This window comes from Acetobacterium sp., from assembly GCF_039830195.1.
Lineage (GTDB): Bacteria > Bacillota > Clostridia > Eubacteriales > Eubacteriaceae > Acetobacterium.
Window position 1 is genome coordinate 115,123 of record NZ_JBDODG010000006.1, and the last position, 20,209, is coordinate 135,331.

The window sequence follows — 20,209 nt, forward strand, 5'->3', positions numbered from 1 at the left end:
ATTTTATGTTTTTCAGGGATTTGTTGTTTTGGCATGATTATTGCGGGTATATAACTGTACGTCCATGCATATGGACAAATATATGGTGACTATACCAAAAGGAGATTATCATGAGTAAAACAAAAGTATCTGTTGTAAAGGTTGCACAACCAGAAGGCAATGCCTCATTCATGGGCGGTAAATACGTTCGAATTGAAGAGGATGTTAGAAAAATTGAAGCCGCTGTTGCCGAAGCTGTTGAACTAGCGATAGGTTCACTTGATACCATCATCAAAGAAGGCGATACTGTCTTAATTAAACCAAACCTCGCTTTCCAGGCGCCGCCAGAAAGTCACGCCGTTGTAGATCCGCGAACCATTGAAGCTGTTGTTTCTTATGTTAAGAAAAACTCCAAAGCCGGAAAAGTTGTCGTTGGTGATAACCCCTCCTTAGGAATGCATGTTGGCCGCGCCAAACCAGCCTTCAAAGATTCAAAAATGGAAGAAGCAGCTAAACTTGGTGGCGCTGATGAAGTGATCTATTTTGACGAACATGATGTTGTTGCAGTAGAAATTGAAGGGGCTAAATTATTCAAACATGCCACCGTCTTCAAACCTTTTATGGATGCTGACGTCGTCATCAACTTACCAAAAATGAAAGTGCATTTAGCTGGGACCGTTACCTTAGGGCTTAAAAACTGGAATGGGATCATCCCCAACTGCCATCCCAACGATCAGCAACAGGGTGCTCACCGAATCGAATTAGGCCAAAAAATGGCTGATATGTATCGAATCCGTCATGCTGATTTAACCATTGTTGACTCTGTTATCGGGATGGAAGGCCAGGGACCTCACGCCGGTTCGCCCATTGAAATGAACTTGATGATCGCAGGAACCGATACTGTTGCTGTTGACTCGGTTGCCTGTTCCATTATGGGCTTTGAACCGATGGAAATTCCTGCCATCCGCTGTGCCGGAACCGAAGGCCAGGGCGAAATTGATTTAGCCAAAATCGATGTTGTCGGTAACTCCATTGAATCTGTTATGAAACACTTTAAACGTCCCGGTGGTGACCCGATTGGTATGTATGCCGGGTTAACCTGTGTTATGCAGCAAACCTGTCCCGGTTGTTTTGTTAATGTTCGTGGTGCTCTCGACTCATTTGCTTTAAGTGGCATTGATATGAACAAATTCCTGGAAAAATCTGGTGAAGTTGTCGTCATCGCTGGTGGTGTACCAGATTTTGATCCGCAAATCTGTGTTGGCAAAAACGTCTTTATTTGCGGCGATTGCTGGGAACTCTTCCCCTCAGTTGACAAGGTAAAAGAAGGGGCTGCACTGGCCAAATCAGTGACTTACTACCCCGGCTGTGCGCCAGTTTATATTTTCGCCCAACTCAACGCGGATCTTCAGAAGTTGGCTGCTGGTAAATAGATTTTCCATCTGGCATCAGGGGTTACTCCCCTGATGCCGATTAATTATCTTTTCAGCAGCAGCAATCAGCTTCTATATAAAAAAACAACTCTAACAAAGGAGCGTGAACGCTTTGAAAATGTCTGCTGACTTTGATTTAATCAAAAGAACCTGGGAAGATTTTGTATTTTCCGGAAATATTGGCACGCATGTCCGCAAACCGATCATTGATTCCTGGCTGCGTTGTCAGAAAGCTGGCCTTGATCCCCGGGCTTTGAATCGAACGCCAACCGTCAGTGAAGAAAATTTTCGTAAACGTCTGGAACAGAATCAGATTCTTCTGAACGTCAGCATACCCTTTATGGTTGAGTTACAGGAATTTGTGAACAAATCTGGCTTTTCAACGACCCTCACCGATCCTAATGGGGTTATTCTGGAACTGATTTGTGACCAATCCATTCTGACCCAAGCCTTTAATAAAAATCTGGTGCGGGGCAGTATCTGGAATGAACACATGGCCGGCACCAATGCCACCGGTTTAGCCATCGATCTCCTTCAGCCAATTCAGGTCATCGGTGCTGAGCATTATTACGAATGCTATCACGATCTCACCTGTTCAGCCGCACCCATTCTCGATGCCAGTGGCAAACTGCTGGGGGTCATGGATATGGCCGGGCCCAAAGAAATGGCTTATCCCCATACATTAGGGATGGTTGTTGCTACCACTAAGGCGATATCCCGGCAGCTTTGTATTGCTGAATCCAATCGCCAGGTTGATTTGACCAACCACTACCTGAGTACCCTCATCGACTCGATGACTGATGGTGTCGTCGCTGTGGATGTCCAGGGCAAAATTATTGGCATTAATTCCCAGGGCGCTAAGATTTTGAAAACCACCACCTTTGAATCTTATGGGAAAAACATTCTGGAAATTATGGATGGTGAAACGATTCTCGATCATAATGGCCATGTGCCGCCTTCTTTTTTTGAAGAAAAAGATAAACACATTGTTACCAAAAGTAAAAAAATCAATTGTCTGATCAACAGTAAGCTGATTCTTCATGATAATGGTACTGTTGCCGGTGCTGTCGCGACGCTGAAAGACGTGGATCGAAAAATAAATGTTGTTGAAAAAAACAAACGTAAAGGTACCCGTTTCTCCTTTGATGATATCATCGGTGATAGCTCTGATCTCCTCCGCTCAGTGCACCTATCCCAGATTGCCGCCAAAGGCAGTGCCACGGTGCTGCTTGAGGGTGAAAGCGGAACTGGCAAGGAAATGTTTGCCCAGGCCATCCATAATGCCAATCAGTCGGACAAGCCATTTATTGCCATTAATTGTGCCGGGATTCCGGAGAGCCTGATTGAAAGTGTCCTCTTCGGTTATGAAGAAGGTTCCTTTACCGGAGCCAGCAAGCATGGTAGGATCGGAAAATTCGAATTAGCCAAAAATGGCACCATTTTTTTGGATGAAATCGGAGAAATGCCCTTGAACACCCAAACCATTCTGCTACGAGTCCTCCAGGAGCGCTATATCCAGCGGATTGGCGGCGACAAGGATATTCCCATTGATGTGCGGGTGATTGCCGCCACTAATAAAAATCTTGCCGAAGAAGTTAAAAAGGGGAGGTTTCGACAAGATCTTTACTATCGCCTGAATGTCTTACAGATCAATATCCCACCATTGCGCAAACGCAAAAAAGACATTCCTATTCTGGCGGAATTTTTTCTCAAGGAGATCACCCAGTCCTGCGATAAATACATTGAACCGCTCCATCCCTCCACCATCGCCACCATGCAGGAATATGAGTGGCCGGGAAATGTGCGCCAGTTTAAAAATGCCATTGAGCAGGCGGTAAATTTTACCGAAACCAATCGGATTGATGACTACTTCATCTCCAGTTATCTGCCCAGTTTAAATGAAGAACTAACCCCAATTGAAGAAACACTGCCGCAACGGAAAACGTCAGTTATTCCCACGTCTGAAAAACCCAATGTGGATTTAAGAGATCTGGAACTTAAAACCATTAAAAAAGCCCTGCAGCTTTTTCCCGAACGTAAAAAAGCAGCCGAATATCTGGGTATTTCCAGAAGCACCCTTTATCGCAAAATGAAACACTATCAGCTGGAGGATTAAGCATGAAAAAAAACCTCAACTGGATTGACCTGGGACTGATTTCCTATCAAGACGCCTTTGTCATTCAGGAAAAACTCCACCAAAAATGTGTGGATGGGACCGGAACAGACACCCTGCTTTTTCAGGAAAACTACCCCATAATCACCCTGGGACGGGGAACCCAGGAAAAAAATCTCCTCTATTCTGCTGAAGAACTGGCTGGGATGGGTATTGCACTGACCGAGGTTAGTCGGGGTGGCGATATTTCCTATCACGGTCACGGCCAATTCATTGTTTCGCCGATTCTTCATTTTGATCAGTATGTCAAAGGTGCCCACCAGTATGTGCGCTGTCTGGAACAGATTGTGATCAACCTTTTGGATCATTACAATCTCAACGGAAAACGTATTAAAGGTCGCAGTGGGGTCTGGGTTGTCGATCCTGATACCGGCGAGGATAAAAAAATTTCGGCCTTGGGAATTGCAGTGTCACACGGGGTTACCATCCATGGCATATCAATCAATGTCAACCCCAACCTCCAGCATTTTAAAACCATCATTCCCTGCGGTATTGAAGATAAGGGTGTAATCTCCATGGCAACCTGTGGATGCCCCCCCATTACTCTGTCCGAACTTCGGGACCGGTTCATTCTGGCCTTTGATGCGATGTTTGGAACTCAAACTACAAAAATAACTTTTGATGAAATTGATTGTCATTAACAACAAATTTCCGTATCGATCTTAGATCAGTTTGTTGTTGGTACAAAATAAAAAAAACTAAATTTTAAGGAGAACTGAAATGAAATACGAAATTGCTATCCCCGAATTTGCCGAAGGCGCCGAAGAAATCAATTTACGACAATGGCTTGTCGCTATTGGTGATACCGTTAAAAAAGGCGATAACATTGCTGAAGCTGCCACCGATAAAATTTCTATCTACATTGAATCACCTGCCGACGGTGTTCTTTCCGCCATCCTGGCGCAAGAAGATGACCGGGTTTTAGTTGGCCAGATTATTGGCGAAATTGAGGGTTAAGAACATGGCTGGTATACATCAGGATAAGGTTATTATCATCACCGGTTCCTCCCGGGGAATTGGTTATTCTTTTGCCGAATATCTCAGCAATGAAGGCGCCAATATTGTTATTATTGGTCGAAATATTGAAACTGCCAAGGCTGCCGCCGAAAAACTGCCGACCAAATGCATCGCTGTTCAATGTGATATATCTTCCGAAGAAGATGCCATCAAAATGGTCGACATTGTTATGGAAACCTACGGCAAAATCGATGTCCTGATCAACAACGCCGGGATCTTCCCGGTAAAAACCTTCAGTGCCATGACCCTGGAAGACTGGAAAGCGGTAATCGATATTGATTTAACCGGCACCTTTATCGCCACTCACGCGGTTTACAAGGTCCTGGAAAAGCAGAAGCGGGGCAAGATTATTAATGTGGCTTCCATTGCCGGTCGGGTTGGCGGACTTGGGTTTACCCATTATTCCGCCGCCAAAGGTGGCGTCATTGCCTTTACTAAAGCCCTGGCTCGGGAAGCCGCCCGGCTCAACATTCAGGTTAATGCCATTGCTCCGGGGGTTATTGAAACCGACATGGCTAATTCTAATTTTCCCAAATACGCGCTGACCGAGCATACCAAAAATACGCCGGCTGGCCGACTGGGAACTGAAGAAGACCTGCTGGGGATTATTTCTTTTCTTTGTTCATCGGGCAGTGATTATATCATCGGCCAGACCATTGCCATCGATGGTGGCTATACCATGATCTAGTGCGAATCTGACAAAATTATTGAGGAGACTTCCATGAATATACAAGACTCGTTTATCAAGCTAAAAAATAGTGATGTGACCATCACTTATCTGGAGGCGGACGGCCAGGAATTCACTCAGACCTACGCCACGCTTTTTGAGAATGCCATGAAAGTCCTCGGCGGTTATCAGTCTTTTGGTCTTAAAAAAGGATCCCTACTGGTGTTTCAGCTAAAAAGCATCCAAGCCCAGATCACCTGTTTCTGGGCTGGCATCCTCGGTGGTATGGTCCCCGCCATCCTGCCCCTGGCTCAGGATGAAAAATCCCGGTCTTACCTGCAAAGTGTGCTGACCACGCTGGACAATCCCATCATTGTCAGTGATCTGGAAGGCGTAACCACCCTTTTCGAAAACAACCTGCTGATATTTCGGGCTTTGGTCGAATCACCCCCGGGAACTATCGCTTCAGTTAGCGACACGGATCCCGGGATGATTCAGTTTACCTCCGGCACCTCTTCCGATCCTAAAGGTGCTGTTCTGACTACCCGCAACCTCCTGGAAGGCGGTATTGCCAGCAGTATCATCGTCCGGGACAACGTTCAGGAACGCTATTTGAGCTGGCTGCCACTATCCCATTGTTTCGGTTTTGTCGGCTATCATCTGGTTCCGATTGTCAACAACTTCCCCCAGTATTTAATGAGCCCGCTGCAGTTTGTCCAAAACCCCAACCGTTGGCTGGAAAAACTCTCCCAGTTTTCCGCCACCGTTACCGGAGCGGCCTTGTTTGGTATTGAACTATTGCTAAAGGTCGGCGTTAAACAAAATCGGGCGGTGAATCTCGCTACCGTTTATATCTGTTTTTGCGGTGGCGAGGATGTCAACCCCCTTTCTTTAACCTCCTTCGAAGCTCAAACAGCCCCGATGGGTTGGACCAGAGATACCCTGAAACCAGCCTACGGCCTCAGCGAAACCACCATGGGCGTAGCCTACACCCCCTATGGTTCGCCGTTCCGGATGGATTATTTTCTGGGTAGCGGTATCGCCATTGGTGAGAAGCTATTCTTCTGTGATCCCGATGATGATACCATCGGCCGCATGTCAGTAGGTATACTGGATGAATGCAACGAAGTGGTCATCAAAGATCTTAGCGGAAGTATTCTGGAACCGGAATATCTGGGTCTGATTCATATTCGCGGAACCAATGTCATGCAAGGTTATTATTCTAAAAACAAAAATGCTCCCACCGGTGTTGATGAAAATGGTTGGTTTAACACTGGCGATCTGGGCTTTTTCAGAAATGGCTGGTTGAATATATTTGGCCGCTATAAAGATATTATTATCGTTAACGGCGAGAATTATCTGGTCTCGGATCTGGAGAAAACCGGCAAGCAGGCATTACCCGAAAATACCAACCTGATTGTTGTTCAGGGCAAAGACCGGACCACTCAGGAAAACTGCCTGATTCTCTTCAGTGATTCGAAAAATCCGGAAACCTTAACCCTTGCCGGTCAGTCTATTTCTGCCACCTGGCAGCTTCCCATCACCTGGGGCGTAATCGTTGATGAAATTCCCAAGACCACCTCCGGAAAAATCAACCGTCTGGCTTTGGCTGTTGCCTGGGAAAACGGCGAATACAGCGATTACGATCTGGCCATCCCGTTAGGAAGCATTACTGAATCAGCCCTGGATGGCCCATACAAAGAGATGGCCGATTACTGGGCTACCATTCTGAGAATTTCGCCGGCAATGATTTCGCTGGACAGTCATTTTGTCTTTGATCTCGGCGGTGATTCGCTTGGTCTGATTGATCTGATTCACCAACTGGAAAAGACCTATGGGATTAAAATGAACACCAATCAGATCCGCAACCACCTGACCTTAACAGAAATGACCAATTATATCCAGACTCTTTAACAAATTATTAATATTCAGCTGACTCATCAGCAGTAATGGAGACAATTATGAATGTAGATCAATTAACAAAATTATTGGAAGACGTCAAAAACCAGGAATGCGAGGTTCATACCGCTCTGGAGCTGCTGAAAACGCTGCCCTACGAAGATCTTTCCTATGCCAAGGTGGACCATCATCGGGAGCTGCGAAATGGTTATCCTGAAGTGATTTACAGTCCCGGAAAGTCGCTGAACCAGATTAAGGGGATTGTCGAAAACATGCTGGTACGCTCAACTGGCAATATTCTCGCTTCCCGGGCTGAACGGGATGTCTTCGACACCATCAAATCCATTACGCCTGATGCCATTTATTACGAGGAAGCCCGTTCGGTCGTTGTCAAACGTGAAGAATACAAAACTACCGATGATTACATTCTCGTAGTCACGGCCGGAACCTCAGACATTCCGGTTGCTGAAGAGGCGGCCGTCACCGCCATGGTGATGGGCAATCAGGTCAAGCGGCTCTATGATGTCGGGGTGGCCGGCATCCATCGGTTGTTAGGCAACGTACCGATTATCAATCATGCCAAGGTGATTATTGTGGTGGCCGGTATGGAAGGAGCTCTGGCCTCAGTGGTCGGCGGTCTCACAGATAAACCCATCGTCGCCGTTCCCACCAGTATCGGTTACGGCGCCAGCTTTGGCGGCATCTCCGCTTTACTGGGGATGCTGACCTCCTGCGCCAGCGGAATCGGCGTCGTCAATATTGACAACGGTTTTGGGGCTGCCTGTATGGCGTCAAAAATTAACAAACTATAAACATAAGCGAAATTTCATCAGGGCGTGGCCCAAAGAAGGAGAATTGTCCATGAAGGTTATATTTTTCGATTGTTTTTCCGGTATTAGTGGGGATATGGTTTTAGGAGCCTTTATTGATTTGGGTATTGATCCGGCTTACCTTGACAACGAACTGAAAAAGCTGAATCTTAGCGGGTTTCGCATTGAAGCTGAAGCCACCATGAAAAAAGGGATTTCCGGCACCCGCTGTCATGTGATCCTGGAAGCAGACCGGCACCATCATCGGCACTTTAACGACATTAAAGAGATCATCGAAAATTCAACCCTCTCGGACGAGGTAAAAAAGACTGCACTGGCTATTTTTATGCGAGTGGCCGTAGCCGAAGGCAAGGTTCATAATGTCCCCGTTGAGCGGGTTCATTTCCATGAGGTCGGTGCGCTGGATTCAATTGTTGATATCGTCGGGGCCGCCATCTGTTACCACGCATTGAAACCGGATCTGGTTTATGGTTCCAAAATAAATGTTGGCAGCGGCTGGGTCCGCTGTGCCCATGGACTCCTGCCAGTGCCTGCTCCAGCCACCGCTGAAATCCTATGTGAATCTAATTTTGAAATGTATTCCAAGGCGATTGACGGCGAATCAGCCACTCCCACCGGGGTTGCCATTCTGGCTGAACTGGCCACCTTCTCCCCCAATACCCCCAGTTTTATCCCGGAAAAGACCGGTTACGGATTTGGCGGAAAGGATTTTGGGGTTTTAAATGCCCTGCGGATCATTCAGGGACGAAAATCCGAATCCAACACCATCATGGTTGTGGAAACCAATGTTGATGATATGACCGGCGAAATGGCTGGCTATGTATTGGAAGTTTTACTGCAAAAGGGCGCCCTGGATGCCTTCTACACTCCGGTATATATGAAGAAGAACCGCCCAGGCATCCACCTGACGGTTTTATGCAGCGAAACCAAGTTGCCACTGATTGAAGAAATCATTCTAAAAGAGACTTCCACAATTGGCATTCGCAAGTATCCGGTGGAACGAACCTGCATGCACCGGCATTTTAAAAAAATTATTACCCCACTCGGTGAGGTCACCATCAAAATATCCCAGCAGGGTGAAATTACCCGGGCCACCCCAGAATATGAGGATGTCAAAAAAATCGCTCAGGAATCGGGTAAATCACTTTGGGAAGTACTGGAAATGGTCGAAAAATTAAAATAACTTTTTAAATCGCCACAATAAAAACGACTCAGATTAAATTTCCGAGTCGTGTTTTTTGCTATCGATAATCGTTTTTATTAAAGTTTAAACTGACTGGTCTGCTTTTTCAGTATTTCTGCCTGGTTGAAGAGCTTTTCACTGGCGGCGGCGGTCTGTTCCGAGGTTGCCGAATTGGTGTGGACCACACCGGCAATTATGTTGATGCCTGAATTAATTTCATGGATACTCTGAGTTTGCATCTCCGAAGCCTTGCCAACTGCTTCAATCCGTGTTTCCACTTCTTTCATACTCGACTTGATTTCTTCTAAAGCTTCTGACATCCGATTAGCCACCTCTATACCAATTTTTACATTTTTTCCCGACGCTTCAATCAAACTACTGGTTTGTTTGACTGCATCTGTTGTTCGGATCGAAAGGTTTCTGACCTCTCCGGCGACAACGGCAAAACCCTTTCCGTGTTCCCCGGCTCGAGCGGCTTCAACACTGGCATTCAAGGCTAACACATTGGTTTGAAAGGCAATTTCATCAATAACCTTAATAATTTTCCCAATATTTCGAGATGACTCATTGATATCATCCATGCATAAAAGCATCTTTTGCATTTCATGGTCACCGCTAGTTACTTTGAGCTGGGCACTGCTAACCAAATCAATAGCATCATCAACACACTTGCCATTGACTCTTGTTTGTTCGTAAATCTCGTTGATTGAAGCCGTTAATTCTTCGATGGAGCTGGCTTGTTCTGTTCCTCCGATTGACAACGAGGTGCTGGCCGTCGATATATTTTGGGCACCCATAGTTACTTCTTCAGAAGAATTAGCTATTCTTGTTAAAGCTGACCGCATATTTCTGATCATCCACTCAAAAGCAGATGCCAGAGCACCTATTTCGTCATTGTTTTTCACGGCTTCGACTTTTTGTGTCAAATCACCCTGGGCGACCTTATTTGTCACATTTTCCAACATCACCAGTGGTTTGGTCATCCGATCGGTGATAATCCAGATCACTATGCTTGCAAGCATAATTGCAACAATCGAAAATAAAATCAGCATATTTCTGAAGTCCGCCGTCAATCGATCATAAATTGTATTTGGTATCCCGACGTACCAGATACCAATAACATCTCCATTTGCATTTCTAATCGGTTGATAAACTGTTTGGTTCCATACCCCCACCACATTTGCTTCTCCGATATAGGTTTCGCCGTTATTTAACACCGTTTCTTTGACAATATCAGTGGCTTGAGTATTGATTGCTCGGTTGCCCACTTCATCTTTCACATTAGTTGCTACCCGGGTACTTCCCTGGAAAATTGTTACTGTATCACCTGTTAATTCACCGATTTTATCAACGATTTCAAAGTTTTCATTCATTTTGATGGCACCTTTGTATAAGCTACCATCATTTACCGACCAATCCCCAGGAAATTGCTGTTCGATCAGGGCATTTCCCATGGTGGCATCACTTAATAACTTTTCCTGGGCAGCCCCAAGAGCTTTTTGCTGCATACTATTAACTGCGTAAACACCGATTCCCAGGTTGATAAAAACAATGGCCGTGACAAACAGGGCAACAATCTTATACTTGAATTTCATCAATCATTCTCCTTATCGGTAAGTATGTTGGCTTATCTTATCTTTTTAACCAATTAACGCACTGATAAACAAAAATTGCAAGCATCCTGTATATAATCACAATAATCTGTGAATTTTTATTTTTTTTTATGAACCCCATATTTTTCCACTTTTTTAGTCACTGTTTTTCCATTCTTAAAACAGAAATCACATAATTCATTCCCCGTTGCCAGTGTCCAATTGCGACGAAACTGAATTCTTGGTGCTAAAGGATCATAGGCGACATGATCTGAATTACAAAATACCGGACAAAGTTCCAGCGCATCTCTTTTTGCAAGTTCCTCGCAGTATAAACAGGTGGTAATGTGAAAATAAATTCGATCCCGACTGAATTCTTTCCAGTTAATGGTCCAGCCTTCCTTCGGATATCCCCGTTTGATGATGGGTTTGATCAAAAGTTTAAATAATGGATAAAAAAATGGCAGACCGCTGAGCAATTCCGAAATGGTTCCCATCCGCAGGGCAGCCGTTCCAATTTCTTCTTCAACAATAGCGTAAGCCACTTCCCGGGAAACACCACCTTCGATAAGCCCACGATAACAGGCATAACCAGGCAAAATAGATGTTCTCAAATGTTTGTCAACAACTGTGTTTCCTCTGTCTTCAATGCTCTGAAGTTCATTCTCTAAAATAATTACAGCTTTTTTATAATAAAACCGTCCTTTAATTTCACCAAATAACACAATTAATGTATCCATAAGATTTGGGAGTCTCGTCTTTTTAAAAACATCTCTGTTTCTCTTTTCTTTTTTTTCTTTCATCATCTGTTTCTCCGCTACTGAGTTTTTATCTGCATCCACTACATCACTTTGAACACATTTTAATCATAGTTTTATTTTATCATACCCACCATATCCTTCAAGACTAAAAGCAAAAGAACCTGTTACTTTGAACAGATTCTTCTGAAAACTATGATGGTTTTCTATTTATTTTACGATTTCCAGGCTTTTTTTAATTCCTCAATATCAAACTTTTTCATCTTCAGAAATGCCGCAGTCACTTTGGCTAACTTCTCCGGATCGTCGTCTTTCATCATCTCCTTCATGATAGTAGGAACAATCTGCCAGGAAAACCCATAACGGTCTTTTAGCCAGCCGCATTGTTCGGCTTCTGGTACGGCCGAAAGGGCATTCCAAAAATGATCGATTTCTTCCTGGGTTTCACAGTTGACAACAAATGAAATGGCTTCATTAAAGGTAAACTGATGATCATAGGCACTGTCCATGGCCGCAAATTTTTGCCTCGCAAGGGTAAATTCAACGTGTTGAATTGTTTCCGGTTTATCAAGCAGCGAAGCTTCGCCATATCTTAAAATATCACTAACTTGAGAATCTTCAAATAGGGACACATAATAGTTTACGGCCTCCTCGGCCCTTCCGCATTGGTCTCCGACAAACATCAGAGTCGGGGTTATCTTCTGGGCTATTTCCTGCCCGCCGACAGCCATAATTTGCCAGGACAAACCATAACGATCAGCTACCCAACCGTATTTTTCGCTGAATGGATAACGATCAAGGGGCATCAGCACTTCGCCCCCTGGACTTAATTTTTCCCATAACGCATCAACTTCTTCTTGGGAATCACATGCTATCAGAAAGGATACCGCCGGCGTGAATTTAAAAAAGGGACCTGCCGAAATCAGCATAAAATCTTGCCCTGCCAGCTCGATGGTGAGCATTGTTGCAGTTCCAGAGGGGGTGTCATTCAGAACGGTTTTATCCTTAAGCCTAGCTTCCTTAAACAAGGACATATAGAATTCTGCCGCCTCTTCTGCTTCTTTGTCAAACCATAAATGTGTAGCAATTTTTTGCATCTCTAGTTCTCCTTCCAATTTCCGTGATCAAACTTCTGCCGGGCTTACAATTCATTATGCAACTTTAATATCCGTCTATTTTCTTCTATTTTATCATAAGAATCATAATCATCAAGAAAAAAACCGACAACTTGTTTTTAAATGAGTTGCCGGTTTTTTGCCTTGATCGCATTTGATTTCTAGACAGCTTCTTGATTTGCTTTTTCATTAGCTTCTTCTGTAGCTTCTGCCTTAACTTCTTCCAATTTGTTTTGGGCGGTGAATACTTTGCCTTCGCGATAACCCTGCGCATAAAAAGAGTAATGATCCTCATGGTTCTTCTCTTTATGTTGGGCATGTTCCATTGGTTTGAGAATTTCTTTAACTTCCGGCGGAACCGTCATCACCAGGCCCCATTCCTGATGTTCAAAATCCTGAGTTGTATAAGCATCATCCAGCCCCTCATAAAAACCCTTGCCATAAGTTTCACAAGCTTCGTTAATAATTGCATTTGGCTTTTCATCGAGTTTCATGACCTTTTTGATTGCCTTTAACTGAGAGCGTACACAATCAACCGCATAGGCAAAGATACTGCTACAGATTAGGGCATCCTCTTCATAGCCATGAAAAATAATGTAGTGCCGTTGGGTACCAGGCGGCGTGATCATATAGAATACACAACAATTGTTTTCTGAAATAACATCAGCCAGACCAGTCATCCAGTGCTCTCTCCGGGTAGTATAATAAATATTGCTATCAACCTTAATGGGTTTTTCGTCGTATCGTAATAAATCCCGTTCCGTCAATTTATACTCAACCATCAGCTTTTTTGCTTTTAGAATAGCGTAATTTGCTTCATTGGGGTTGGGACTTTTACCAAGGGCTAACAGTTTTTTAATTCGATCTTTTATATTGGCTTCCATTTTTCTTCCTCGTTTTGAACTTTCTGCTTTTTTGCCAAAAACAAACATTTCAATATAGAATACATCTTAATTAAATATCATTTTATTCTATATCTCTTATTTTATTTGCTATGGCTCAAACTGTCAAGAACGAAGACGAATAAATTTATGGATTCTTAATTATTTTAGGATGGGATTTTCAAATCGTCGCCACTTTAATGTTTTCTTGCCATACTGAATCGCTTCCTGAGGACAGCGGTTAATACAGGCTGAGCAGTGGGTACATTGTTTCGCCGTCCAAACCGGTTTGTTATTCGCCATTTCAATGGCAGAAACCGGACAAATTTTTTCGCATTTTCCACAGTCATTACACTTTTCATCAGCATAAAAAAGCCTCGTTTTTCGGCCATGCACATATAGCGGATAGGCAACTCTGGTCAAAAATGATTTTTTTCGCTTGCTGCCATCATCCTGCCTATTTTTCGAAATGGCTGCAATAATATCGGCTAATTTTTCATCTGTCGAGTTCAGAATTCTTTTCTGCAGGTCAGGACCAGTTGGCTGGTACATCATAATGTAATTGCTGGCCATCTTGAGTTCAAACGCAGCAGTCAAAGGTAATTCATGCTTTTCCAACAGCTCTTCCAGCATTTTCGGGGTTCCACCCATACCACCACCGCATGTCATCACGCCAAATACATATGGTTTTAGTCCCGCTTCCAGATTTTGTTCAATTTTCAGTTCAGTAATAAAATCGACCACAATTGAAGGTACTCCATAAAAGTAAACGGGAAAAACAAAACCAATTTTTTCATTGCTTGAAAGCTTGTAAATAAATGATTTCTCTTTCATTGCAGCGGTTATGTCAATGAGGTCTTCTCCCAGCTCATCACCAATCTTCTTTGCTGCATAGAACGAGTTACCTGTTCCTGTAAAATAAAATATCATCTTATTCTCCTTTATTTTTTTCTTGATATGTCATTCTAGTTTACTTGCATTGCCCCATTAATCGTTCAATATGCTCCACCAGTGTTTTTAAATCTAACAACCTACTTTTTCCCGGATCCAGATAATAGAAATTCATGGTTCCCTGCTTATTGACATTAACAATTTTTGCATCCATCAGAATTTTTATATGATGGGATACTGCCGGTCGGGACAGATTGACCTTTTTTGTAATGTCCCCTACCCTAATACCCGGGTAGCACCCACTTTCCATAATTGCCGCGATAATGAGCTGCCGCGTTTCGTCACCGATAGCGGTGAGCAGTGGTTGGCAGTCTTTAAAATTCTCGATGAGTGCTTTTTGCTCTTTACTCATGTCTTGCAAGTCTAATCCTCCGTTCAACGGTTCAATTCATTAAACCATTAATTATAGTATACATGTTTAAATGTTTTTATCAACATCGGGAAAGAAATTCAAGACCATTCACATTGATCCTACTAAAAAATGACCTCTGATAATATAATTGAATTATAATTTTTTCATTTGAAATTATTTCATCGGTTTTTAAACTGCTGGCTGCAACCTTATATAGTTCGCTTATTTATGCCATTTATTCCCTATAATCAAGCTTGACAACGGATTGAAAATAACATAAAATATTAATCATATATAGTTACTATGATTACGTTTAAGGAGTGTATTATGGATAACCTGACTAATAAATACCAAGCTTTAAAAAACTACTTAGCAGAACTGGAAAGTGTGGCAGTGGCATTTTCCGGGGGGGTTGATTCGACGTTTTTACTAAAGGTAGCCTATGACGTTTTAGGTAAAAATGCTGTCGCAGTGACAGCCCGGTCGGAGAGCTTTCCCCAGCGTGAATTGCTGGAAGCTACCGCCTATGCTGAAGAATTCGGAGCCGATCACTTTATTATTGACTCGGAAGAACTCGACATAGAAGGTTTTTCCCACAATCCCAAGAATCGCTGCTATTTATGCAAATCCAAACTTTTTACCAAGATCAAAGAAATTGCGACTCTTCAGAAATTAAAGTACGTTGTTGAAGGCTCCAACACCGACGATGATGGTGATTATCGACCGGGACTATTAGCGGTAACCGAGTTGAGTATAAAAAGTCCGTTGCGGTTTGCCAAACTTTCCAAGAATGAAATCCGTGAGCTGTCAAAGGAATTGAACCTGCCAACCTGGAACAAACAATCCTTTGCCTGTCTGTCTTCCCGATTCCCCTATGGCGAGAACATTACCCCTGATCGCCTGCAGATGATTGACCAGGCGGAACAATATCTTCTTGATCTTGGCTTCCATCAGGTTCGCGTTCGCTATCATGGCGACCTGGCCCGGATCGAAACCGATGAAGCCGGTTTTGATGTCTTATTGGATAAGAATAACCGAAATAAAATTCATGATCGTTTTAAAACCATTGGCTTCACTTATATCGGTCTTGATTTAAAAGGCTATCGAACTGGCAGCATGAACGAAACGCTGTAATAATATAAAAAGGGATTGATATAAATCAAATGTTTATATCGATCCCTTTTTATATTATTGTCTGTTTTATTTTTAAATCTGCTTTATTTATAAAACTGCCGTTTTACTTTCATTTGTGGTTTCCTTGCCAGAATTGCTTATCGCTAATTCATAAAAACGCCTGAGTAAAGCCATGCCATATGTTTTATGTTCCACCGTATTACAAAATACATCTCCAACACATTCCGGATGGAACTGAACGCCCCATACATTATCCTTAAATCTCAAGGCATGGGTTGATTCAAAATCATTTTGAGCTAATATCACTGCATTTTGAGGTAATCTGGTAACGGTCTGAAAGTGAGATGCATAGGCACTGAAATGTTCCGGTAATACTCCCAGTAATGGGTCTTTCTTGCCTTCTTCAGTAAGACGAATCTCAACCTCTCCCTTTTCTTCTCCCAGTTCATGATAGTCAACCGAACCACCAAAGGTATGGGCAAGCAATTGATGTCCAAAACAGATACCTAAAACAGGGATATTCATTTTAACAACCTGCTTTAGCCATTGAGCAGTGGCAACTCCCCAAGGTTCCAAAGCAGTTACCATTGAAGGGGAACCGGTAATAATAATGCCGGCAATATCATCAGGCAGGATCGGTACTGCATTTTCATAAACCGAAATTACACGGATATCATCATACGGTATCCCAACACATTGAGCAATACGCATGTCGCAATCTCCACATTTGTTGATCACATGTTGATCCGATGATCCTGTTTTTATAATGAGTAGTTTTTTCATGATCGTTCCTCCTCCAATCAAACGCTTTTTATTTCATACTTTTCATATATGTTTTTATTTTAAATAAAAATCAAACAATTGTCAATAGCAATATCTTTAAAAGTTATTTATTTTTATTCATATTATTTTTATATGTTTTATGTGTTTTTTTCTATTGCAATCGCAATCGCATGCTGTTATAATAAAACACATTAAACATATATTATTACTATGATATAAAAGGAGGTAGCCCCATGATGAAATCCAGATGTTGTCTTATTCACTAATTTATGTTGTAGATAAACCAGAACGACTGTAAATTTTATGATTAGAAAAGAGAGGATATCAAATGAAAATTAAACGAATTATCGGATTTATTACAATTATCAGCATTTTGCTTATTGCCCTCACTGGTTGTTTTTCATCAAGTGCTGCCACCACTGAACCAGAAAAGGTCTTGAAAGTGGGCGTGTGTGCCGGACCATATGGCGATATGTTCACCGAAGCAATTCAGCCGTCCTTAGAAGAAAAAGGCTACACCGTTGAAATCGTCGAATTCTCAGACTACGTTCAGCCAAACAAAGCTTTAGCCGCTGGTGAAATTGATCTCAATCTGTTTCAGCATTCTACCTACTTAACCAATTTTGCTAAAGAAAATAGCTTAGACCTAACTTTTATCAAAGAAGTGCCAACCGCCGCAATGGGAATTTTCTCTGAAAAGTATAAAACCATCAATGATATCGAAAATAGTGCTACCGTTGCGATACCAAATGATGCAACGAACTTATCCCGAGCTATTCGAGTCTTGGCTCAAACCAATATTATTACCATCGACCCTGCTGTTGATCCTAAAACAGCCACTCAAAACACCCTTTCCAGCAATCCTAAAAACCTTCAATTTGTCGAAATCGAAGCGCCCCAATTACCAAGAAGTCTTGACAGTGTCGGCATTGCCGTGATTAACGGTAATTATGCACTCAGTTCTGGACTCAACCTTTCTGACGCCCTTTATAATGAAAAACTGTCTGAGGGCTACATTAATGGTGTCGCTGTCCGAACTGAAGATAAAGATTCAGATTTTGCTAAAGATGTCATTGCTGCAATCGAATCCGATGCCTTTAAAAAAGTAATTGAAGACCCGAGCAAACAATATGTTTCTTTCCAAAGACCATCTGACTATTAAAATTTTAACAAAAGCTCAGTTGCTTTAAAGAACTGAGCTTTTGCCTTAAATCTTACAGAAAAAGGTAACTATTATGATTGAATTCAAGCATGTATCTGTCAGCTTTAAACAGCGCAAACAGTTTTTTGAGGCTGTCAACGATGCCAATTTTAAAATTGAAAAGGGTGAGATCTTTGGCATTGCCGGTTCTAGTGGTGCCGGCAAAAGTACCCTGCTCCGTACCATTAATTTATTACAAACTGTTTCATCCGGTGAAATATTGGTGGACGGCGAAAATGTCACCAATTATCGGAGAAACCAGTTGCGTATACTCCGTCGTAATATCGGGATGATTTTTCAACACTTTAATCTGGCTCGTAATCTGACTGTCAAACAAAATATTGCCTTTGTTTTAAAGGCAGCAGGGAAATCTAAATCAGAAACTGAAACCCGGGTCAATGAATTACTGGAACTAGTCAATTTATCTGATAAGGCAAATTCCTATCCGGCCAACCTTTCGGGCGGTGAAAAACAGCGGGTTGCAATTGCCCGGGCGCTGGCTAATGATGCCAAGATTCTGCTCTGTGATGAGCCGACATCCGCCCTTGATTTGGAAACAACCTCATCCATTTTGAGCTTATTAAAAGATTTAAATAAAAAATTTGGTATCACCATTGTCATCATTACCCATGAACTGGATGTTATAAAAAGCATCTGTACCCGATGCGCAGTGATGAACAAGGGAGCAGTCGTCGAGATTGGGAATGTTTATGATATTTTTACCAAACCCAGGGAAGACTTCACCAGACAGTTATTAAGTCATACCAACCATTTCAATTTGCCTGAGCAAATCATCAACAAGATGCAAGGTCCGATTGTCCGCCTCACTTTTAAGGGTGACAACGCGAACCATCCGATTCTCTACTACGCTGCTAATACTTTTCAGATTGGTTTCAATATTTTATTGGGAAAGATAGAATACATCAACGATTTGCCCCTTGGGATACTCTATGTTCAGCTAATCGGCGAAGCCGATACCCTAAAACTGGCAATTGAATTTCTTGCCGCAAATACGGCCGATTTGGAGGTAATCAATCATGGCCTTTGATTTAAAAACAGCTCTGATTTTAACTTTTGGACAAACCATGCAAATGGTCATTTCGTCGTTGGTGGCCGCAATAATCATTGGCGGTAGTATTGGCCTGTTATTGTTTTTAACAGCCAATACGCTTTTTCTCAAAAACCGGGCCATCAATCAAATTGTCGGCGTCATTATTAATATCACCCGTTCAATCCCCTTTCTGATCTTGCTTGTTTTGATGATTCCCGTTTCAAAGGCGATTGTGCATACATCCATCGGGCCCAATGCGGTGGTGATTCCCCTGGCGGTGGCGGCCATCGCTTTTTTCGGCCGACTTTCCGAAGCATCATTTTCCGATGTTGATAATGGCGTTTTGGAAGCTGCGATTGCTTCTGGCGCCAGCAAATTATCCATCGTGCTAAAGATTCTGTTGCCGGAAGCCTTGCCTTCACTGATCAAAAATATCACGGTAACTGCGGTGTCTTTAATCGGTTTTTCGGCGATGGCCGGAACCGTTGGCGGCGGTGGAATTGGTGATCTTGCCATTCGTTACGGCTATCAGCGCTATGAACCGGAAGTCATGTTCATCTGTGTGATCGTTCTGGTGCTGCTGGTGCAGATCTTCCAGGTTATTGGCGATGCGTCTGCGAAAAAACTGGATAAAACCAGCAAATAACTACATTATTTAAGAATCGAGGAAACATTATGATCGAAATAAGATGGCATGGACGAGGCGGACAAGGTGCCTTTACAGCTGCCAAAATTCTGGGCGCCGCTTCACTAATCGACAATAAATACTCTTTGGCTTTTCCTTCCTTTGGTCCTGAACGCCGAGGTGCACCAATTCAGGCTTTTAATAAAATTGATAATCGGGCAATTATCAATCGGAGTGAAATTAAAGCCTGTGATTATTTAATCTTCCTGGATGACAGTTTGTTCGCTTTGGATTATTTAAAAGATCTGAAAGACGATGGCATCGCCCTGATTAATACCGCAACACCAGATAAATTCAGTGATTTCTCACAGATCCAGACAATTGATGCGAATCAGATTGCCCTCAAAATCATCGGGAAACCCATCAGTAACACGGCAATGCTCGGGGCCCTGGCTAGTATCTCAGACGATGTTTCACTAGTGTCATTACAACAAGCCAGTAATTTGTATTTATCAGCGGCTCACGCGGCCAAAAATCAATTGATTTTAAAAGAGTCTTTTGAATATTTTAAGGAGGTTCACTGAC

At 42.8% G+C, this 20,209-nt stretch carries 20 protein-coding genes; 13 read left to right on the top strand and 7 right to left on the bottom strand.

The window, feature by feature from the left end; all coding sequences use genetic code 11:
* The first annotated feature begins 110 nt into the window (after nucleotides 1–110).
* From ABGU93_RS01720 to larC, 8 genes are all read left to right on the top strand, one after another.
* Nucleotides 111–1,412: a DUF362 domain-containing protein gene (locus ABGU93_RS01720; RefSeq protein ID WP_347411779.1), complete on the top strand. Its 1,302-nt coding sequence runs from the start codon at nucleotides 111–113 to the stop codon at nucleotides 1,410–1,412.
* 118 nt (nucleotides 1,413–1,530) lie between these two features.
* Entirely contained in the window at nucleotides 1,531–3,528 is a 1,998-nt protein-coding gene (locus ABGU93_RS01725) for a sigma 54-interacting transcriptional regulator (RefSeq protein WP_347411916.1), read from the top strand.
* Between the two features lie 2 nt (nucleotides 3,529–3,530).
* Entirely contained in the window at nucleotides 3,531–4,226 is a 696-nt protein-coding gene (gene lipB / locus ABGU93_RS01730; RefSeq protein ID WP_347411780.1) for a lipoyl(octanoyl) transferase LipB, read from the top strand.
* 79 nt (nucleotides 4,227–4,305) lie between these two features.
* Nucleotides 4,306–4,542, top strand: coding sequence for a lipoyl domain-containing protein (locus ABGU93_RS01735; protein WP_347411781.1), 237 nt, complete (start codon nucleotides 4,306–4,308; stop codon nucleotides 4,540–4,542).
* Between the two features lie 4 nt (nucleotides 4,543–4,546).
* Nucleotides 4,547–5,290: an SDR family NAD(P)-dependent oxidoreductase gene (locus tag ABGU93_RS01740; protein ID WP_347411782.1), complete on the top strand. Its 744-nt coding sequence runs from the start codon at nucleotides 4,547–4,549 to the stop codon at nucleotides 5,288–5,290.
* Between the two features lie 33 nt (nucleotides 5,291–5,323).
* Nucleotides 5,324–7,183 (top strand): non-ribosomal peptide synthetase, encoded by a 1,860-nt coding sequence (locus ABGU93_RS01745; protein ID WP_347411783.1) that lies wholly within the window; start codon nucleotides 5,324–5,326, stop codon nucleotides 7,181–7,183.
* 47 nt (nucleotides 7,184–7,230) lie between these two features.
* Nucleotides 7,231–7,980 carry a nickel pincer cofactor biosynthesis protein LarB gene (gene larB / locus ABGU93_RS01750; protein ID WP_347411784.1) on the top strand — a complete coding sequence of 250 codons (750 nt, stop codon included), beginning with the start codon at nucleotides 7,231–7,233 and terminating at the stop codon, nucleotides 7,978–7,980.
* A 49-nt stretch (nucleotides 7,981–8,029) separates the two neighbouring features.
* A complete protein-coding gene (gene larC, locus ABGU93_RS01755; protein ID WP_347411785.1) occupies nucleotides 8,030–9,181 on the top strand; it encodes a nickel pincer cofactor biosynthesis protein LarC in 1,152 nt (383 codons plus the stop codon).
* A 77-nt stretch (nucleotides 9,182–9,258) separates the two neighbouring features.
* Here the strand turns inward: larC and ABGU93_RS01760 are convergent, their stop codons facing one another.
* The 6 genes from ABGU93_RS01760 to ABGU93_RS01785 form a co-directional block, all read right to left on the bottom strand.
* On the bottom strand, nucleotides 9,259–10,776 hold the full coding sequence (locus tag ABGU93_RS01760; protein ID WP_347411786.1) for a methyl-accepting chemotaxis protein: 1,518 nt from the start codon (nucleotides 10,774–10,776) through the stop codon (nucleotides 9,259–9,261).
* Nucleotides 10,777–10,892: 116 nt separating this feature from the next.
* On the bottom strand, nucleotides 10,893–11,513 hold the full coding sequence (locus ABGU93_RS01765) for an L-2-amino-thiazoline-4-carboxylic acid hydrolase (RefSeq protein ID WP_347411787.1): 621 nt from the start codon (nucleotides 11,511–11,513) through the stop codon (nucleotides 10,893–10,895).
* Nucleotides 11,514–11,746: 233 nt separating this feature from the next.
* Nucleotides 11,747–12,628: a VOC family protein gene (locus ABGU93_RS01770; protein WP_347411788.1), complete on the bottom strand. Its 882-nt coding sequence runs from the start codon at nucleotides 12,626–12,628 to the stop codon at nucleotides 11,747–11,749.
* A gap of 179 nt (nucleotides 12,629–12,807) precedes the next feature.
* Nucleotides 12,808–13,530, bottom strand: coding sequence for a DUF2786 domain-containing protein (locus ABGU93_RS01775; protein ID WP_347411789.1), 723 nt, complete (start codon nucleotides 13,528–13,530; stop codon nucleotides 12,808–12,810).
* Nucleotides 13,531–13,689: 159 nt separating this feature from the next.
* Nucleotides 13,690–14,457: an EFR1 family ferrodoxin gene (locus ABGU93_RS01780; RefSeq protein ID WP_347411790.1), complete on the bottom strand. Its 768-nt coding sequence runs from the start codon at nucleotides 14,455–14,457 to the stop codon at nucleotides 13,690–13,692.
* A gap of 40 nt (nucleotides 14,458–14,497) precedes the next feature.
* A complete protein-coding gene (locus ABGU93_RS01785) occupies nucleotides 14,498–14,830 on the bottom strand; it encodes a winged helix-turn-helix domain-containing protein (RefSeq protein WP_347411917.1) in 333 nt (110 codons plus the stop codon).
* 327 nt (nucleotides 14,831–15,157) lie between these two features.
* Between ABGU93_RS01785 and larE the strand changes: the two genes are divergently transcribed.
* A complete protein-coding gene (larE, locus tag ABGU93_RS01790) occupies nucleotides 15,158–15,964 on the top strand; it encodes an ATP-dependent sacrificial sulfur transferase LarE (RefSeq protein ID WP_347411791.1) in 807 nt (268 codons plus the stop codon).
* Between the two features lie 87 nt (nucleotides 15,965–16,051).
* Here larE and ABGU93_RS01795 read toward each other — a convergent pair whose 3' ends face one another.
* Nucleotides 16,052–16,747 carry a glutamine amidotransferase gene (locus tag ABGU93_RS01795; RefSeq protein WP_347411792.1) on the bottom strand — a complete coding sequence of 232 codons (696 nt, stop codon included), beginning with the start codon at nucleotides 16,745–16,747 and terminating at the stop codon, nucleotides 16,052–16,054.
* Nucleotides 16,748–17,075: 328 nt separating this feature from the next.
* Between ABGU93_RS01795 and ABGU93_RS01800 the strand changes: the two genes are divergently transcribed.
* The 4 genes from ABGU93_RS01800 to ABGU93_RS01815 all read left to right on the top strand — a co-directional run bounded on the left by ABGU93_RS01800 (nucleotide 17,076) and on the right by ABGU93_RS01815 (nucleotide 20,208).
* Complete coding sequence (locus tag ABGU93_RS01800; protein WP_347411793.1) at nucleotides 17,076–17,909, top strand: MetQ/NlpA family ABC transporter substrate-binding protein; 834 nt, start codon at nucleotides 17,076–17,078, stop codon at nucleotides 17,907–17,909.
* Between the two features lie 73 nt (nucleotides 17,910–17,982).
* The gene (locus ABGU93_RS01805) at nucleotides 17,983–18,996 is read left to right on the top strand and encodes an ATP-binding cassette domain-containing protein (protein WP_347411794.1); all 1,014 of its coding nucleotides are present in this window, start codon (nucleotides 17,983–17,985) and stop codon (nucleotides 18,994–18,996) included.
* Complete coding sequence (locus ABGU93_RS01810; protein WP_347411795.1) at nucleotides 18,986–19,645, top strand: methionine ABC transporter permease; 660 nt, start codon at nucleotides 18,986–18,988, stop codon at nucleotides 19,643–19,645. Before ABGU93_RS01805 ends, ABGU93_RS01810 begins: the two co-directional genes overlap by 11 nt.
* 29 nt (nucleotides 19,646–19,674) lie before the next feature.
* Entirely contained in the window at nucleotides 19,675–20,208 is a 534-nt protein-coding gene (locus ABGU93_RS01815) for a 2-oxoacid:acceptor oxidoreductase family protein (protein ID WP_347411796.1), read from the top strand.
* The last annotated feature ends 1 nt before the right edge of the window (nucleotide 20,209 follow it).

Bases quoted from the DNA above. Each gene is read 5' to 3' on its own strand.
- ABGU93_RS01800 (WP_347411793.1), top strand. From the start codon at position 17,076: ATGAAAATTAAACGAATTATCGGATTTATTACAATTATCAGCATTTTG.
- ABGU93_RS01725 (WP_347411916.1), top strand. From the start codon at position 1,531: ATGTCTGCTGACTTTGATTTAATCAAAAGAACCTGGGAAGATTTTGTA.
- larE (WP_347411791.1), top strand. From the start codon at position 15,158: ATGGATAACCTGACTAATAAATACCAAGCTTTAAAAAACTACTTAGCA.
- ABGU93_RS01785 (WP_347411917.1), bottom strand. From the start codon at position 14,830: ATGAGTAAAGAGCAAAAAGCACTCATCGAGAATTTTAAAGACTGCCAA.
- ABGU93_RS01775 (WP_347411789.1), bottom strand. From the start codon at position 13,530: ATGGAAGCCAATATAAAAGATCGAATTAAAAAACTGTTAGCCCTTGGT.
- ABGU93_RS01805 (WP_347411794.1), top strand. From the start codon at position 17,983: ATGATTGAATTCAAGCATGTATCTGTCAGCTTTAAACAGCGCAAACAG.
- ABGU93_RS01720 (WP_347411779.1), top strand. From the start codon at position 111: ATGAGTAAAACAAAAGTATCTGTTGTAAAGGTTGCACAACCAGAAGGC.
- ABGU93_RS01780 (WP_347411790.1), bottom strand. From the start codon at position 14,457: ATGATATTTTATTTTACAGGAACAGGTAACTCGTTCTATGCAGCAAAG.
- larB (WP_347411784.1), top strand. From the start codon at position 7,231: ATGAATGTAGATCAATTAACAAAATTATTGGAAGACGTCAAAAACCAG.
- ABGU93_RS01740 (WP_347411782.1), top strand. From the start codon at position 4,547: ATGGCTGGTATACATCAGGATAAGGTTATTATCATCACCGGTTCCTCC.
- larC (WP_347411785.1), top strand. From the start codon at position 8,030: ATGAAGGTTATATTTTTCGATTGTTTTTCCGGTATTAGTGGGGATATG.
- lipB (WP_347411780.1), top strand. From the start codon at position 3,531: ATGAAAAAAAACCTCAACTGGATTGACCTGGGACTGATTTCCTATCAA.
- ABGU93_RS01745 (WP_347411783.1), top strand. From the start codon at position 5,324: ATGAATATACAAGACTCGTTTATCAAGCTAAAAAATAGTGATGTGACC.
- ABGU93_RS01770 (WP_347411788.1), bottom strand. From the start codon at position 12,628: ATGCAAAAAATTGCTACACATTTATGGTTTGACAAAGAAGCAGAAGAG.
- ABGU93_RS01765 (WP_347411787.1), bottom strand. From the start codon at position 11,513: ATGGATACATTAATTGTGTTATTTGGTGAAATTAAAGGACGGTTTTAT.
- ABGU93_RS01810 (WP_347411795.1), top strand. From the start codon at position 18,986: ATGGCCTTTGATTTAAAAACAGCTCTGATTTTAACTTTTGGACAAACC.
- ABGU93_RS01760 (WP_347411786.1), bottom strand. From the start codon at position 10,776: ATGAAATTCAAGTATAAGATTGTTGCCCTGTTTGTCACGGCCATTGTT.
- ABGU93_RS01815 (WP_347411796.1), top strand. From the start codon at position 19,675: ATGATCGAAATAAGATGGCATGGACGAGGCGGACAAGGTGCCTTTACA.
- ABGU93_RS01795 (WP_347411792.1), bottom strand. From the start codon at position 16,747: ATGAAAAAACTACTCATTATAAAAACAGGATCATCGGATCAACATGTG.
- ABGU93_RS01735 (WP_347411781.1), top strand. From the start codon at position 4,306: ATGAAATACGAAATTGCTATCCCCGAATTTGCCGAAGGCGCCGAAGAA.